The following is a 14,567-nucleotide window of genomic DNA, read 5'->3' as shown; positions in this document are numbered from 1 at the left end:
CGCCCCTTCCCGCGGCCGATCTGACGAGGCCGTGGATTCCGATTGGGCTTTCGGGCCGTCAGCGGGAAGACTGCCCCCGTGACGTCTCGAAAGCCCGATGAACCATTGGCGCGCAACTCCAGACTCCGACTCGTCCGTCCGCGGGCGCTTGCCACTGCCCGACGGGCCGTGACGAACCGGCGGACCCGCCCGGCGCCGCGCCCGCCCGAGGGCACTCCGCCCCGCGCGGAACTCGCCCGCCAGGCCCGGCACGTCCTCGCCGACGCCGTCCGGATCGCCCGATGGGCCGCCGCCCCCCGCGGGCCGCGGTCCCTCTCCCGTACGGGCCTGCCCCCGCAGGAACGGGCCGCGGTCGAGCTCGACCTGACCCCCGGCCAGGTCAGAACCGGCTGGGACCGCGCCCGGCTCGCCGGCCTCGTCGAGATGCACGGCGACACCGCCCGCCCCGGCTGGCGGCTGCACGCCTGGGACCGCGACGACTCCGCCGTCCTGCGCGGCTGGGTCGCCCTCTTCGACGCCTGGTCCCTGGTCCACCCGGCCCCCGAGGACGTCGCGCCCAGCGCCGTCGCCGAGGTCGTCGAGGCCGTCCCGCAGGTGCTCTCCCTCCTCCAGCTCTCCCAGGGCCCGGTCCCCGTCCCGGCCCTCCTCGACCTGCTCGGCCAGCGCGTCGCGGAGCTCCGCGAGGAGCGCTGCGAGGTCCCCGCGCCCGGCCAGCTCCCCGGTCAGACGGCGGGCCGGTCCGCCGACCTGCCCGCCGAGGAGCCCCCGGTCGGCCTCCCCGGCCTCCTCGACTGGGCCCTCGACGGCCTCGCCGCCGTCGGCGCGCTCACCCTCGACCCCGGCGCGGACGGCCGTCAGGCCACCCTCACACCCCTCGGCAACTGGGCGGTCTGGGTCAAGCTGGAGCAGATCTGCGTCGCCGCGCAGAGCCCCGCCGGCAACATCGAGCAGTCCGCCGAGGACATGCTCCGCGGCTGCGCCCGGCTCACCCCCGGCCCGGCCCGCGCCGAGTACCGGGCCTGGCTCGCCGCCCGCACCCTCTCCAGCGCCGTGGCCGAACTCCTCGCCGTCGCGCGTGGCGAGGACGCCCTCCTTCGCGGCCTCGCCTTCGAGGCGCTCCGCGTCGTCGGCGCCCCCGCCGAGGCCGAGGTCCGGGCCACCGTCACCGAGCCCTCCCTCCGCCCGTACGCCCTGCTGTGGATCGCGGAGTACGAGGGAGCGGACCCCGACGACGCCCCGGAGGTCCTCACCCGCGAGGAGGCCACCTGGCTCTGGGTGGACACGGCCGCCGCCGTCGCCGACCACGGCGAGAGCGAGCTCCTCGTCCGGCACCTCGAATCCGCCGTCCAGGGCACGGTCCCGGCGCTCCTCGACGAGGTCAGGGCCGTCGGCCACCCCCGTACGGTCCAGGTCCTCGTCGCCCTGGCCGCCGCCCACCCGGACCCGGCCCTCTCCAAGGCCGTCCGCCGGGCCGCGTTCCAGGTCCACACCGGCAGCGCCTGACCGCCCGGAGCGAGCCGTCCCGGCGCCCCCGCTACTCCGCGGCGGCGCCGGGCACGTACGTCCCGAAGCTCCAGATGTTGCCCTCGGCGTCTCTCGCCGTGTAGTCCCTGGCCCCGTACTCCTGGTCGGTCGGCGACATCAGGATCTCCATCGCCCGAATGTGACCCGGGTCTCATGGTCGCAGCCGCCACTGACAGCGCGGTCGCGACTCAGCGGAAGGTGTTGCACTGGGCCATGTCGCCGGTCCTGTACCCCTGGTAGAACCACTGCTGCCGCTGCGCCGCCGATCCGTGCGTCCAGCTCTCCGGCGTCACCCGGCCCTGGAACTTCTCCTGGATCCGGTCGTCGCCGACGGCGGCCGCCGCGTCGAGCCCGTCCCGGATGTCCGCGTCCGTGAGCCGCGTGAGCAGCAGCCGGCCCGTCTTGTCGTCGGGGGTGGTCGTCGCGTGCCGGGCCCACACCCCGGCGTAGCAGTCCGCCTGGAGCTCGACCCGCACCGCGTTGGAGTTCGCGCCGGTCCGCCCGTCCTGGGCGCGGCTCAGCGTCCCCATCAGGTTCTGTACGTGGTGGCCGTACTCGTGCGCCACCACGTACGCCTGCGCGAAGGGTCCGCCGCTCGACCCGAACTTGGTCCGGAGCTCGTCGAAGAAGCCCAGGTCCAGGTAGACCTGCCGGTCCCCGGGGCAGTAGAACGGCCCGACGGCCGAGCTGGCCGCGCCGCACGCGGTCCCGACCCGGTCGGTGAACATCACGGTCGACGCGTTGGCGTACGTCCCGCCCCGGCGCGCGTACTCGCTCCGCCAGAAGTCCTGGACGCTGTTGACCACGGCGACGGTCCGGCAGTCCTCGCGCGCGTTGGCGTCCGAGCCCTTCTTGCAGGCCTGGGTGACCTGGGCCGCCGACGACGAGGTCGCCACCGGCTGGTCCTCGCCGCCCGAGGAGAGCCCGAGCTGGTCCGGCCCGACCCCGAAGAGCACGCCCAGGATCAGCGCGATGAAGCCGATGATCCCGCCGCCGACGGTCGCCTTGCCGCCGGGGATGCGGCTGCCCCGCACGTCCCGGACCTCCGAGGTGTCCAGGTCGGCGTCGTCGTCGAACTGCACGGTCCACCACCCTCCGCGTCACTGCCGCGGCAGTGGCCGCCGCCCTGCGCCGAGTATCGGATGATCTGCACCGCATCGCCCCTTTTGGGGTTCAGGGGGGAGTAGGGGATGGTTTGTGGCGATCAGATCTGGCGGTGTTCCGTGCCCCACATGGCCGAAAACCAGTTGCAGGTGCCCGTTAGACTGGCCGTATGGACATTCTTCCCTGGGACCTGATCCCCTGGGACATTCTTCCCTGGGTGCATTAGCGGCGTCGAAGCCTGCCACCAGTCGTTCTTCCGCCGTTTCCCACCGCCTGGAGTCTGTCCGTGATCACCGCCACCGGCATCGAGCTGCGCGCCGGCGCCCGCGTCCTCATCGAATCCGCTTCCTTCCGCATCGCCAAGGGCGACCGCATCGGCCTCGTCGGCCGCAACGGAGCGGGCAAGACCACCCTCACCAAGTGCCTCGCGGGCGAGGGCCAGCCCGCCGCCGGCGCCATCGCCCGCTCCGGCGAGGTCGGCTACCTCCCGCAGGACCCGCGCACCGGCGACCTCGACGTCCTGGCCCGCGACCGGATCCTCTCGGCCCGCGGCCTCGACACGCTCCTCAAGAAGATGCGCATGAACGAGGAGCGCATCGCCACCGGCTCCGGGGCCACCCGCGACAAGGCCATGCGGCAGTACGAGCGCCAGGAGACCGAGTTCCTGACCAAGGGCGGGTACGCGGCCGAGGCCGAGGCCTCCACCATCGCCGCCGCCCTCGGCCTGCCCGACCGCGTCATGGGCCAGCCGCTGCACACCCTCTCCGGTGGTCAGCGCCGCCGCGTCGAGCTCGCCCGGATCCTCTTCTCGGACGCCGACACGCTCCTCCTCGACGAGCCCACCAACCACCTCGACGCCGACTCCATCGTCTGGCTGCGCGACTACCTGAAGACCTACCGCGGCGGCTTCGTCGTCATCTCCCACGACGTCGAGCTCGTCGAGACCGTCGTCAACAAGGTCTTCTACCTGGACGCCAACCGCTCCACGATCGACGTCTACAACATGGGCTGGAAGCTCTACCAGCAGCAGCGCGAGGCCGACGAGAAGCGCCGCAAGCGCGAGCGCCAGAACGCCGAGAAGAAGGCCGCGGCCCTCAACTCGCAGGCCGACAAGATGCGCGCCAAGGCCACCAAGACCGTCGCCGCGCAGAACATGGCCAAGCGCGCCGAGCGCCTGCTCTCCGGCCTGGAGGCCGTCCGCGCCTCCGACAAGGTCGCCAAGCTCCGCTTCCCGGAGCCCGCGCCCTGCGGCAAGACCCCGCTGACCGCCGAGGGGCTCTCCAAGTCCTACGGCTCGCTGGAGATCTTCACCGACGTCGACCTCGCGATCGACAAGGGCTCCCGCGTCGTCATCCTCGGCCTCAACGGTGCCGGCAAGACGACCCTGCTCCGCCTGCTCGGCGGCGTCGAGAAGCCCGACACCGGCGAGGTCACCCCCGGTCACGGCCTGAAGCTCGGCTACTACGCCCAGGAGCACGAGACGCTCGACCCGGAGCGGACCGTCCTGGAGAACATGCGCTCGGCCGCGCCCGACCTCGACCTCGTCGAGGTCCGCAAGACGCTCGGCTCCTTCCTCTTCTCCGGCGACGACGTCGACAAGCCGGCCGGGGTGCTCTCCGGCGGCGAGAAGACCCGGCTGGCACTCGCGACCCTGGTCGTCTCCTCGGCGAACGTGCTCCTCCTCGACGAGCCGACCAACAACCTCGACCCGGCCAGCCGCGAGGAGATCCTCGGCGCGCTGCGCACGTACAAGGGCGCGGTCGTCCTCGTCACCCACGACGAGGGCGCGGTCGAGGCGCTCGACCCGGAGCGGATCATCCTGCTCCCGGACGGCGTCGAGGACCTGTACGGCCCGGACTACCGGGACCTGGTGGCCCTGGCCTGACCCTCACGGGCCACGGTGATCATTCCGGGCTGGATCATTCGGCTCATGGGTGATCCTTCATCTGAGTGAGGATGTCTCGTACATCCCGGCGCGGTGCTCTGCCGAATCCTTCCGGCAGACCCGCGCCGTACGTGTGTTCCCCCTGCGTCGCTGACCTGGCACTTCCCGCGCCACCTCGGTCGGGAGCGGCTTCCCGCGTGCCCGGAATCGGGGACTCCGATCGTGATGAGCGCGTATGCCTCCGCAAACCGGGCGGGACGGACCTTGTCGAATGGGTGGCCAGGACGGCGGGGAGGGGTGATCATGAGAAGTCCAGAGCGCACTTCCCATGAGGAGGCACGGGTGGCCGAGACTCTGAAGAAGGGCAGCCGGGTGACCGGCGCCGCGCGCGACAAGCTCGCGGCAGACCTGAAGAAGAAGTACGACTCCGGTGCGAGCATCCGGGCGCTGGCCGAGGAAACCGGCCGCTCCTACGGATTCGTCCACCGGATGCTCAGCGAATCCGGAGTCACGCTGCGTGGACGCGGCGGAGCGACCCGGGGCAAGAAGGCGGCCTCGGTCTGACATCGGGGCGGCTCGTTCGGGCCACCGGGTCTCTCGGTGGCCACCCGGTCGACCTGCCGGTCGGCCAGGTGGTTACTGTGCAGTCACTTAGCATCCCGTTATGCAGTGCTGCACCGGAACCGGAGGCGCCCCATGACTACGCTCGACGATTCCGAGTTCGATACCGAGCTCGTGTTCGACAAGGACGGTGTACGGCTCACCGTCGAGGACGCCGTTGCCACGGTGACCCTGACCAACCCGGCGAAGCGCAACGCCCAGTCTCCCGCTCTGTGGCGGGCGTTGACGGAAGCCGGCCGGTCGTTGCCCGGCAGCGTGCGGGTCGTCGTCCTGCGCGGTGAGGGAAAATCCTTCTCCGCGGGACTCGACCGGCAGGCGTTCACGCCCGAGGGCTTCGACGGAGAGCCGTCCTTCCTCGATCTCGCGCGCGGTTCCGACGAGGACCTCGATGCCGAGATCGCCGAGTACCAGGAGGCTTTCACCTGGTGGCGCCGGAACGACCTCGTCTCGATCGCGGTCGTCCAGGGCCACGCCATCGGCGCGGGCTTCCAGCTCGCACTCGCCTGCGATCTGCGGATCGTCGCCGAGGACGTGCAGTTCGCCATGCGCGAGACCAGCCTGGGGCTCGTCCCGGACCTGACCGGGACGCACCCGCTCGTCTCGCTCGTCGGCTATGCCCGCGCGCTGGAGATCTGCGCCACCGGCCGCTTCGTCCACGCGGAGGAGGCCGAGCGCATCGGTCTCGCCAACATCGCCGTGCCCGTCGAGGAACTCGACGCGACGGTACGGGACTTGAGCGCCGCCCTGCTCGCGGCGCCGCGCGCCGCGGTCAACGAGACCAAGGCGCTCCTCCAGGGCGCCTCCGGTCGCTCGTACGAGGAGCAGCGCGTCGCCGAGCGCGCCGCCCAGGCCCGTCGCCTGCGCGACCTCGCGGGCGTCGGCGACTGACCCACCGGCTGCCGGACCTCAGCGCAGCTCCGAGACCAGCACCGTGACCGCCGTCACCCCAGGGGTGGCGGCGGTCACGGCCGTCCGGACGGCCCGGGCCACCTCCAGGGGTCTGTGCCCGGCGGTCACGGCGACCTCGACCCGCACCCGGTCCGGGGTGCGGCGGACCGGCGGGCCGAGCGTGTCCGTCACACCCGCCACCCCCGGCACCCGCAGCGCCGCGAGGGCGGCCGGATCGTCCGTGGCGGGGGAGGGTCGCCCGGACGGCGCAACGGGAGCGCCGGCGTCCTCCGGCACCGCGTCGAGCAGCTCCGTCACCCGCAGGTCCACGGCCGCGACGGCGAGCCCGAGGCCGTCCTCCGCCGCGCCCAGCAGGGCCGCGCGCAGCGCGGCCGCGAGCTCGGGCAGCGGCCGCAGCCCCGCGACGGCGGCGAACCCTCCGGAGATCCGCAGGGCCCCGGGCTCCGCCTCGTCCCTGCCGATCCTGAGCTCGCCCGGCACCGCGCCCGCCACGGACCGGGCGGCCGCGTCCAGCGCGACCCGTACCGCGCGCTCGGCGATCCACGCGTCCTCGGCCTCCGCCCCGAGCGGCAGCAGCCTGCCCGGCGCGAGGCGGTCCCGTACCGCAGCCGTCCAACTCTCCGCCGTCGTCATGACACCAGACTGCCGTATCCCCGGGGCGAGATCGGGAAGCCGCCCTTAGTGTGGGCGAAGTACCTCGAAATATCCCGGAAGGGGCTGAAACGCGATGACGGATACCGGACACGCGGACACCGGCGCGAGCGAGGAACAGCGCGAAGGGCGCCGTACCTCCGTGACCAAGAGGGGCGGCGGCGACCCGGCCTCGCGGGGCCGCACCACGATCGCCGACGGCGTCGTGGAGAAGATCGCCGGCCTCGCCGCACGCGACGTCGTCGGCGTCCACGCGATGGGCAGCGGCCTCTCGCGCACCTTCGGAGCCGTACGGGACAAGGTGCCCGGCGGCGGGAAGACGAACGTCACCAGGGGCGTGAAGGCCGAGGTCGGCGAGGTGCAGACGGCGCTCGACCTGGAGATCGTCGTCGACTACGGCGTCTCCATCTCCGACGTCGCCGGCGCCGTACGGGAGAACGTCATCGCCGCGGTGGAGCGGATGACCGGCCTCGAGGTCGTCGAGGTCAACATCGCGGTGAGCGACGTCAAACTCCCGGAAGACGAGGAGGACGAACCGGAGCCGAGACTCCAGTAGGCCCGAGACTCCAGTAAGGGGACGGCAATGAACATGGCGGTGGTCGGCCTGCTGGCCGGCATGGCTCTCGGCTTCGCCGGGTACTTCGGCGGCTTCGGGGCGTTTCTGCTGGTCGCGGCCCTGGGCGCGATCGGCTTCGTGGTCGGCCGCTTCCTCGACGGCGACCTCGAACCCGGCGACCTGTTCCGGGGCCGCGAGCGCGGCGACCGGCGGCGGTGACGCGGGTGGCAGGAGATTCGGTCCGCGACCGGGGGGCGACGACGATCGCCGACCGGGTCGTCGCGAAGATCGCCGCCCAGGCGGCGCGGGAAGCCCTGGGCACCGTCCCGGCGGGCGCCTCCGCGCCGCACGCCTCGGTGGTCGTCCACCGGGACGTCGCCCGGGTCGCGGTGAGCCTCGAACTCCCCTACCCCTCCGACATCGGCCGCCAGTGCGGGGCCGTACGGGGCCGGGTCCGCACCCGGGTGGAGGACCTCGTCGGCATGGAGGTGCACGAGGTGTCCGTCCACGTGGAACACCTGCACTCCCCGCACACCCGCAGCACCGACCCGAGGGGCCGCCTCTCATGACCACCACCCCGGACCCGGCCCCGGCACCCCCCGCCGGGGCCGCGTCCCCCGACCCCGTCCCCGTGCTCGCCGGTGAGCCCGCCCCCGGCGGGCCCGTTCGGCGTTTCTGGGCGGTCCGGCGCGTGCCCGCGGCGATCGTCGCCGCCGTCGTGCTCGGGGCAGCCGGGCTGCTGCTCTACGACGTCGCGGCGGTGCGGGCCGAACGGGACGCCATGGCGTGGCGGCGCGAGCTCGCCGACGCGCTGGCGACGAAGCCGCTCGACAGCACCACCGTGGTCGCCGGCGCCGCCCTCGCGGTCCTGCTCGGCCTCTGGCTGCTGGTCCTCGCGGCGACCCCGGGACTGCGCGCCGTCCTCCCCATGCGCCGCGAACACGCCGACGTGCGGGCCGGTCTCGACCGGGACGCCGCCGCGCTCGTCCTGCGCGACCGCGCCATGGAGGTCTCCGGCGTGCGGTCCGTCCGGGTGAACGTCGGCCGGTCCAAGATCGCCGTCCGCGCGGTCTCGCACTTCCGGGACCTCGACGAGGTCCGCACCGACGTCGAGAACGTCCTCGCCGCCGGGGTCGACGAACTCGGCCTCGCCCACCCGCCCGCGCTGACCGTCCGGGTCACCCGACCGCCCAAGAAGGGGTGACCCCGGTGACCGTCGTCCTCCGCCGCGTCAACCGCTTCCTGCTCGGCCTCGCCGGGCTGCTCCTCGTCCTCGGCGGCGGTGCCGTCCTCGCCGCCGTCCTCGACCTCTCGGTACCGTCCTGGTGGCCCTGGTCGGGCCCCGACGACGTCCTGCTCCCCGCCGCCGACCGGCAGCGCTGGCGCGAGGAGAGCTGGTGGTGGCCGGTGGTCATCGCGGCCCTCGCGATCGTCGTCCTGCTCGCCCTCTGGTGGCTGCTCGTCCAGTTCCGCCGGGCCCGCCTCCGCGAGGTCGTCGTCGACACCGGCGACGGCGAGGAGGCCCTGGTCCGCGCCCGGACCCTGGAAGCGGCCATGGAGGCCGACGCCACCGCCCAGGAGGGCGTGGCCCGGGCGAAGATCTCCCTCACGGGCCGCCGCACCGCGCCCCGCACGCGCGTCGCGCTCCTCCTGGAGCCGTACGCGGCCCCCGGAGACGCCCTGTCAGCCCTCAGCGACGAGGCCCTCGCCCACGCCCGTACGTCCACGGGCCTCGCCGCGCTTCCCACCGAGGCCCGCCTGCGGGCGGTGCGGCACCGCGCCCGCAGGGTGACCTGACGGAGCCCGTCAGAAACCGGAGCGCGCCCCGCCGTCCACCGGCAGCATCACGCCCGTCAGGTACGAGGCCGCGGGGGACAGGAGGAAGGCCGCCGTGCGGCCGAACTCCTCCGGCGTGCCGTAGCGGCGCAGCGGGATCTCGGCCTCGTTCGCCGCGCGCGCCGCGTCCGCGTCGCCCGACAGCGCGTCGAGCGAGCGCACCCGGTCCGTGTCGATGCGGCTCGGCAGCAGGCCGACGACCCGCACTCCGCGCGGCCCCAGGTCGTTCGCGAGCGACTTCGCGAAGCCCGCGAGGCCGGGCCGCAGGCCGTTCGAGATGGTCAGGCCGGGAATCGGCTCGTGCACGGAGGCGGAGAGCACGAAGCCGACGACTCCGCCCTCGGTCAGCGTCTCGGCCGCCGCGCGGGCGAGGCGCACGGCCCCGAGGAAGACGGTGTCGAAGGCCGCCGCCCACTGCTCGTCGGTGTTGTCGGCGGCGAAGCCCGGGGCCGGACCGCCGACGCTGATCAGGATGCCGTCGAAGCCGCCGAACCGGGCCCGCGCCTCGGCGATCAGCCGGGCCGGGGTCCCCGGGTCGGTGTTGTCGGAGGCTACGCCCGCCGCACCCGCCCCGAGCTCGGCCACGGCCTCGGCGACCGTCTTCTCCTCGCGCCCGGTGACCAGCACCTTCGCGCCCTCGGCGAGCAGCGCCTCGGCCGAGGCGCGCCCGAGTCCCCGGGTCGCGCCGGTCACGACGTACACGCGGTCCTTCAGTCCAAGATCCATGCGCCTATCCTGCCGGGTCCGGCTCCCCGGGTGCCAGCGCGAGGGCCGTGCCCACCAGGCCGATGTGGCTGAACGCCTGCGGGAAGTTGCCCAGCTGACGCCCGGCCACCGGGTCGTACTCCTCCGCGAGGAGCCCCACGTCGTTGGTGAGGCCGACGAGCCGCTCGAACAGCTCGCGCGCCTCCGCCTCGCGCCCGGTCAGCCGCAGCGCGTCCGCCAGCCAGAACGAGCAGACGAGGAAGGTCCCCTCCTGGCCGGGCAGCCCGTCCACGGCCGCCGTCCCCGTGCCGTCGGCGACGCTGTAGCGCCGCAGGAACCCGCCGTGCGAGAGCTCCGCCCGCACCGCGTCCACCGTCCCGACCACCCGCGGGTCGTCCGGCGGCAGGAAGCCGACCCGGGGGATGAGCAGCGTGGCGGCGTCCAGCTCCCGGGAGCCGTACGACTGCGTGAAGGTGTTCCGGTCGGGGTCGTACGCCTTCGCGCACACCTCCGCGTGGATCTCGTCCCGCATCGCCCGCCACCGCGCAGGGTCCCCGGGCAGCGTGGGGTCCGCCTCCAGGGTCCGTACGGCCCGGTCGGCGGCGACCCAGGCCATCACCTTCGAGTGGGTGAAGTGGCGGCGCGGCCCGCGCACCTCCCAGAGGCCCTCGTCGGGGTTCCGCCAGGTCGACTCCAGGAAGCCGAGCAGGCTCAGCTGGAGGTTCCAGGCGTGCCGCACGGGCGGGATCCCGGCCTTCCGCGCGAGGTGCAGCGAGTCCATGACCTCGCCGTACACGTCGAGCTGGAACTGCTCCACCGCCGCGTTCCCGGTCCGCACCGGCGCCGATTCGGCGTACCCGCGCAGCCACGGCAGGACCGTCTCGGGCAGCCGCCGCTCCCCGGCGGGGCCGTACATGATCTGGAGGTCCGCCGGGTCACCCGCGACGGAGCGGAGCAGCCAGTCCCGCCAGGCGGCCGCCTCCTCGACGTATCCGGCGGCGAGCAGCACGCCGAGGGTGAGGGAGGAGTCGCGCAGCCAGCAGGCGCGGTAGTCCCAGTTCCGTACGCCACCGAGCTCCTCCGGCAGGGAGGTGGTGGGGGCGGCGACGATCCCGCCGGTCGGGGCGTAGGTGAGCGCCTTGAGGGTGATGAGCGAGCGCAGCACGGTCGCCCGGTGGGGTCCTCGGTAGGTGCAGCGGGCCGCCCAGTCCCGCCAGTCGGCGACGGAGAGCTCCAGGGCCTCGAAGGGGTCGACGAGGACGGGGCGCGGTTCGTGGGAGGGGTGCCAGGTGAGGACGAAGGCGACCTTCTCGCCGGCGGCGACGGTGAAGGAGGAGCAGGTGGCGAACTGCTGGCCCCAGGTCTTCACGGGCGGCTCGCTGCGCAGCCAGACCGCGTCGGGTCCCGCGACGGCGACGCGGTGGCCGTCGGAGCGGCGCACCCACGGCACGATCGAGCCGTAGTCGAAGCGGAGCCGCAGCACGGAGCTCATCTCGACGGTGCCGCTGACGCCCTCGACGATCCGCATGACGTCGGGGGCCCTGTCCCGTTGCGGCATGAAGTCGACGACCTTGACCGTGCCCGTGCGGGTCTCCCAGAGGGTCTCCAGGACGAGCGTGTCCTCGACGTAGCGGCGGTCGGTGCAGCCCGTGGCGCCCTTGGGGGCGATCCGCCAGTGGCCGTTGTCCTCGTCGCCGAGGAGGGCGGCGAAGCAGGCGGCCGAGTCGAAGCGGGGGAGACACAGCCAGTCGATCGACCCGTCGCGGCCGACGAGCGCGGCGGTCTGGAGGTCGCCGATGAGGGCGTAGTCGTCGATACGTTGCGTCACGCTCTGGGCTGTTCCCGGAAGCGCGTGCCGTCAATCAGGGGGCCGGGGCCGCCTGGGGCTCCGCGTCCGCCCCGTCCCCCGCCGGGGAGCCCCGACCTGCCGCCGCCTCCGCGCGGTCGCGCTTCTCGCGGCGGACGAGGATCACCCAGCCGACGGGCACCCCGAGGGTGAAGAGCCACCACTGCACGGCGTACGCCATGTGTGCGCCGATCGAGTCGTGGTCGGGCTCGGCGATCTGCTCGGGCGTGCCGCCGGCCGCCCGGGGCCCGGTCTGCTCGACGTACCCGCCGAGGACCTCGCGCCCGATGAGCGCGGACTGCTGCTCGCTGCTGATCAGCATGACCTGCCGGTCCGGCAGGCCCTTGAGGTCCTTGATGCCGCTGGCGCCGGTCGTCTCGTCGGCCTTGAGGCGGCCGGTGACGGTGACCTCGCCCGTGGGGGCGGGCGGCACGTCGGGGTAGGCGCGCTGGTCGGCGGCGGCCGGCACCCAGCCGCGGTTCACGAGGAGGACCTTGCCGTCCTCCAGGACCAGCGGGGTCAGGACGTGCACGCCGACCCGGTCGTCGGAGGAGGTGCGGCGGCGGACGACCACCTCGTGGGAGGTGTCGAAGGTGCCGGTGGCGGTGACCTGGCGCCAGTAGTCGGCGCGCGGGACGGTGTGGCCGGGGGCGGTGAGCTCCTCGACCGGGACCGGCTTCGCCCGGAGGTTGTCCGCGATCAGGGCGTTCTGGGCGACCCGGCGCTCGTGCCGGTGGAACTGCCAGAAGCCCAGCTCGATCATCGTGGGGATGAGGACGAGGGCGACGAGGGTGAGGATCACCCACTGCCGGGACAACAGGAAGCGGTACACGCCGTCGACGGTACCTTGCGCCGAAAGGCCCCCTTGCGGCGGGTCGCCGGAGGGGGCCGGGTCCTGCGCGGGGGGCGAGCCCGGATCGTTTCCTCACACGCGGTCGACGATGCCCACCTTCCCCTCGGCCCGGGCGCAGTGGGCGCCGCAGTACCAGCTGCCCTCGACCTCGACGCCCTGGCCGATGATCTGGACCCGGCAGTGCTCGCAGATGGGCGCCATGCGGTGAATGGCGCAGGAGAAGCAGTCGAAGACGTGGATCGCGCCCTGGGCGTGAACCTCGAAGGACATGCCGTAATCGTTTCCGCAGACCTCGCAACGTGCCATGGGCCACAGGGTGGGGCTCCGGCCGGGCGCGCGCCGCGTGCCACGCCCGTCCGGCCCCGCGCGTCACCCGTCTGCCGGGGCCACGTCCCGCAGGAGCTGCGTGTAGGCCGCCTCGTCGACGACCGGGGTGCCGAAGGACTTCGCCTTGAGGGTCTTGGAGGTGGGCGCGTCGGGGTCGTTCGTGACGAGGAGGCTCGTCAGCCGGGAGACGCTCGTGGCGACGTGCAGCCCGGCCTCGACCGTGCGGTCCTCCAGGAGCTCCCGGTCGACCGAGGTGTCCCCGGAGAACGCGACCCGCATGCCCTGCTTGAGCGGCCGGTCCGCCTCGTAGCGGCCGGGGTTCGGGTGGGGGCAGGCCGGGCGCTTGCGCGAGGGGCGCCAGCTGTTCATGCGGTACGAGGCGGCGGCCCCGCCCCCGTACGAGGACTGGTGACCGACGCGCGGCCGCTCCGGCGCCGCCGAGGAGGCCCACTCCGTCAGCGGCCGGCACTCCAGCAGCGGGAGCCGGACGTTGCGCTCGGCCGCCGCGTGCAGGCTCGGCCGGAAGGCCTCGGCGAGGACGCGGGCGTCGTCGAGCGCGTTGTGCGCGCGCTGCTGGACGACGCCGAAGTGCGCGGCGAGCGTCGCCAGCTTGTGGTTGGGCAGCGGCAGCGCCAGCTCCTTGGCGAGCGCGATCGTGCACAGGCGCTGGCGGACGGGGGCGGTGGACTCGGCCCGCGCGTACTCCCTGGCGATCATCTGCCAGTCGAACATCGCGTTGTGCGCGACGAGGACCCGGCCGTCGAGGCGGGCCGCGAACTCGGCGGCGATCTCCGGGAAGAGCGGCGCGCCCTCCAGGACGTCGCTGGTCAGGCCGTGGATCCAGACCGGGCCCGGGTCGCGCTCGGGGTTGACGAGCGTGTACCAGTGGTCCTCGACGTTCCCCTGGGCGTCGAGCCGGTAGACGGCAGCGGACACTATCCGGTCGTCGCGGGCGAGGCCGGTGGTCTCCACGTCGACGACCGCGTACCCCTGCGGGTAGGCGGTCGGCCACGTCACTGCTGTCGTACGGTCGTCGGGCATAGCCCATGAGAATACGGCCCGCCACGGACACTCCCGTCCCCGGAGCCCTTCCGGCGGCGGGTTCAGGGCGTGCGGGCCCCCGCGAGCAGGCCCTCCACCAGGGCCCGTACGGACTCCGTGAAGAGCGCCTCGGTGTCGACCGGGGCGGCCAGGGCCTCGGCCAGGACCGGGTCCGAGCCGGTGGACGGCTCCTCGCGCCACAGCTCCTCCTCGCCCGGCGACTGGGCGGGGGAGCGCTCGCGGTTCCGCTCCACGAGGACGTACCCGACGACCTGGAACTGCACCGCGCGCACGGCCCGCGCCGCGTCCGCCCCGCGCAGCCCCGCCGCGTGGGCCTCGTGGACGAGGGCCCGCTGCGCCGGCAGGAACATGCGCTCCGTCAGGCCCCGCTCGTGGACCATCGCCACCAGGTGCGGGCGCTCGCGCAGCGACCGGCGCATCGCGCGGGCGACCGAGACCATCCGCTCGGCGGGGGTCGCGCCCCGCGGGCGGATCGTGCCGAGGTCGGTGACCGTGCGGTCGACGAGCGCGTCGAGGAGGGACTCGCGGTTGCCGACGTGCCAGTAGATCGAGGTCACCGCCGTGCCCAGCTCGGCGGCGAGCCTGCGCATGGTCAGGGCCGCCGGTCCGTGCTCCTTCACCAGCGCGGCTGCGGTGTCCAGGACTTCGTCGCGGCTGAGCGCCGAGCGTGCCATCGCTTCCCCCTCAA

Annotated in this window: 17 protein-coding genes; 9 read left to right on the top strand and 8 right to left on the bottom strand. The window is 73.7% G+C overall.

The genetic code is table 11. The features are described 5' to 3' along the window. Positions 1-168: 168 nt before the first annotated feature. A complete protein-coding gene (locus tag AB0G79_RS30765) occupies positions 169-1,503 on the top strand; it encodes a hypothetical protein (RefSeq protein ID WP_360812264.1) in 1,335 nt (444 codons plus the stop codon). A 209-nt stretch (positions 1,504-1,712) separates the two neighbouring features. Here the strand turns inward: AB0G79_RS30765 and AB0G79_RS30760 are convergent, their stop codons facing one another. Continuing rightward, positions 1,713-2,606, bottom strand: a complete 894-nt coding sequence (locus tag AB0G79_RS30760; protein WP_360812262.1) for a neutral zinc metallopeptidase — start codon at positions 2,604-2,606, stop codon at positions 1,713-1,715. Positions 2,607-2,914: 308 nt separating this feature from the next. Between AB0G79_RS30760 and AB0G79_RS30755 the strand changes: the two genes are divergently transcribed. The 3 genes from AB0G79_RS30755 (at position 2,915) to AB0G79_RS30745 (ending at position 6,022) form a co-directional block, all read left to right on the top strand. Then, positions 2,915-4,513 (top strand): ABC-F family ATP-binding cassette domain-containing protein, encoded by a 1,599-nt coding sequence (locus tag AB0G79_RS30755; protein WP_360812260.1) that lies wholly within the window; start codon positions 2,915-2,917, stop codon positions 4,511-4,513. A gap of 342 nt (positions 4,514-4,855) precedes the next feature. Beyond that, complete coding sequence (locus AB0G79_RS30750; protein ID WP_024756249.1) at positions 4,856-5,077, top strand: helix-turn-helix domain-containing protein; 222 nt, start codon at positions 4,856-4,858, stop codon at positions 5,075-5,077. A gap of 132 nt (positions 5,078-5,209) precedes the next feature. Beyond that, positions 5,210-6,022 (top strand): enoyl-CoA hydratase/isomerase family protein, encoded by an 813-nt coding sequence (locus AB0G79_RS30745; protein ID WP_360812258.1) that lies wholly within the window; start codon positions 5,210-5,212, stop codon positions 6,020-6,022. Between the two features lie 18 nt (positions 6,023-6,040). Here AB0G79_RS30745 and AB0G79_RS30740 read toward each other — a convergent pair whose 3' ends face one another. Next, a complete protein-coding gene (locus AB0G79_RS30740) occupies positions 6,041-6,676 on the bottom strand; it encodes a hypothetical protein (RefSeq protein WP_360812256.1) in 636 nt (211 codons plus the stop codon). 94 nt (positions 6,677-6,770) lie between these two features. On the opposite strand from AB0G79_RS30740, the gene AB0G79_RS30735 reads away from it, so the two are divergent. Genes AB0G79_RS30735 through amaP form a run of 5 tightly spaced genes read left to right on the top strand, consistent with a single transcriptional unit; the run spans position 6,771 to position 9,047 of the window. Then, a complete protein-coding gene (locus AB0G79_RS30735; RefSeq protein WP_360812254.1) occupies positions 6,771-7,250 on the top strand; it encodes an Asp23/Gls24 family envelope stress response protein in 480 nt (159 codons plus the stop codon). A gap of 27 nt (positions 7,251-7,277) precedes the next feature. Beyond that, positions 7,278-7,469 (top strand): hypothetical protein, encoded by a 192-nt coding sequence (locus AB0G79_RS30730; protein ID WP_360812252.1) that lies wholly within the window; start codon positions 7,278-7,280, stop codon positions 7,467-7,469. Between the two features lie 5 nt (positions 7,470-7,474). Beyond that, on the top strand, positions 7,475-7,819 hold the full coding sequence (locus AB0G79_RS30725) for an Asp23/Gls24 family envelope stress response protein (RefSeq protein ID WP_360812250.1): 345 nt from the start codon (positions 7,475-7,477) through the stop codon (positions 7,817-7,819). After that, positions 7,816-8,454 (top strand): DUF6286 domain-containing protein, encoded by a 639-nt coding sequence (locus AB0G79_RS30720; protein ID WP_360812248.1) that lies wholly within the window; start codon positions 7,816-7,818, stop codon positions 8,452-8,454. The genes AB0G79_RS30725 and AB0G79_RS30720 overlap by 4 nt, the downstream gene beginning before the upstream one ends. 5 nt (positions 8,455-8,459) lie before the next feature. Further along, positions 8,460-9,047 carry an alkaline shock response membrane anchor protein AmaP gene (gene amaP / locus AB0G79_RS30715; protein ID WP_360812246.1) on the top strand — a complete coding sequence of 196 codons (588 nt, stop codon included), beginning with the start codon at positions 8,460-8,462 and terminating at the stop codon, positions 9,045-9,047. Positions 9,048-9,056: 9 nt separating this feature from the next. On the opposite strand, the gene AB0G79_RS30710 is transcribed toward amaP, so the two are convergent. The 6 genes from AB0G79_RS30710 to AB0G79_RS30685 all read right to left on the bottom strand — a co-directional run bounded on the left by AB0G79_RS30710 (position 9,057) and on the right by AB0G79_RS30685 (position 14,553). Then, positions 9,057-9,812, bottom strand: coding sequence for an SDR family oxidoreductase (locus tag AB0G79_RS30710; RefSeq protein ID WP_360812244.1), 756 nt, complete (start codon positions 9,810-9,812; stop codon positions 9,057-9,059). Between the two features lie 4 nt (positions 9,813-9,816). After that, on the bottom strand, positions 9,817-11,619 hold the full coding sequence (locus AB0G79_RS30705; RefSeq protein WP_360812242.1) for a glycoside hydrolase family 15 protein: 1,803 nt from the start codon (positions 11,617-11,619) through the stop codon (positions 9,817-9,819). Between the two features lie 34 nt (positions 11,620-11,653). Beyond that, positions 11,654-12,469, bottom strand: coding sequence for an SURF1 family protein (locus tag AB0G79_RS30700; RefSeq protein WP_360812240.1), 816 nt, complete (start codon positions 12,467-12,469; stop codon positions 11,654-11,656). A gap of 93 nt (positions 12,470-12,562) precedes the next feature. After that, positions 12,563-12,796 (bottom strand): hypothetical protein, encoded by a 234-nt coding sequence (locus AB0G79_RS30695; protein ID WP_360812238.1) that lies wholly within the window; start codon positions 12,794-12,796, stop codon positions 12,563-12,565. 63 nt (positions 12,797-12,859) lie between these two features. Further along, positions 12,860-13,858, bottom strand: coding sequence for a DEDDh family exonuclease (locus tag AB0G79_RS30690; RefSeq protein WP_360812236.1), 999 nt, complete (start codon positions 13,856-13,858; stop codon positions 12,860-12,862). A gap of 62 nt (positions 13,859-13,920) precedes the next feature. Beyond that, positions 13,921-14,553 carry a TetR family transcriptional regulator gene (locus AB0G79_RS30685; protein ID WP_360812234.1) on the bottom strand — a complete coding sequence of 211 codons (633 nt, stop codon included), beginning with the start codon at positions 14,551-14,553 and terminating at the stop codon, positions 13,921-13,923. Positions 14,554-14,567: the final 14 nt, after the last annotated feature.

The organism is Streptomyces sp. NPDC020807, from assembly GCF_040641575.1.
In the GTDB taxonomy this organism is placed as follows: Bacteria; Actinomycetota; Actinomycetes; order Streptomycetales; family Streptomycetaceae; genus Streptomyces.
This window is presented reverse-complemented; position numbering and strand designations above follow the sequence as displayed.

Bases quoted from the DNA above. Each gene is read 5' to 3' on its own strand.
- AB0G79_RS30745 (WP_360812258.1), top strand. From the start codon at position 5,210: ATGACTACGCTCGACGATTCCGAGTTCGATACCGAGCTCGTGTTCGAC.
- AB0G79_RS30740 (WP_360812256.1), bottom strand. From the start codon at position 6,676: ATGACGACGGCGGAGAGTTGGACGGCTGCGGTACGGGACCGCCTCGCG.
- AB0G79_RS30735 (WP_360812254.1), top strand. From the start codon at position 6,771: ATGACGGATACCGGACACGCGGACACCGGCGCGAGCGAGGAACAGCGC.
- AB0G79_RS30730 (WP_360812252.1), top strand. From the start codon at position 7,278: ATGAACATGGCGGTGGTCGGCCTGCTGGCCGGCATGGCTCTCGGCTTC.
- AB0G79_RS30720 (WP_360812248.1), top strand. From the start codon at position 7,816: ATGACCACCACCCCGGACCCGGCCCCGGCACCCCCCGCCGGGGCCGCG.
- AB0G79_RS30710 (WP_360812244.1), bottom strand. From the start codon at position 9,812: ATGGATCTTGGACTGAAGGACCGCGTGTACGTCGTGACCGGCGCGACC.
- AB0G79_RS30695 (WP_360812238.1), bottom strand. From the start codon at position 12,796: ATGGCACGTTGCGAGGTCTGCGGAAACGATTACGGCATGTCCTTCGAG.
- AB0G79_RS30690 (WP_360812236.1), bottom strand. From the start codon at position 13,858: ATGCCCGACGACCGTACGACAGCAGTGACGTGGCCGACCGCCTACCCG.
- AB0G79_RS30685 (WP_360812234.1), bottom strand. From the start codon at position 14,553: ATGGCACGCTCGGCGCTCAGCCGCGACGAAGTCCTGGACACCGCAGCC.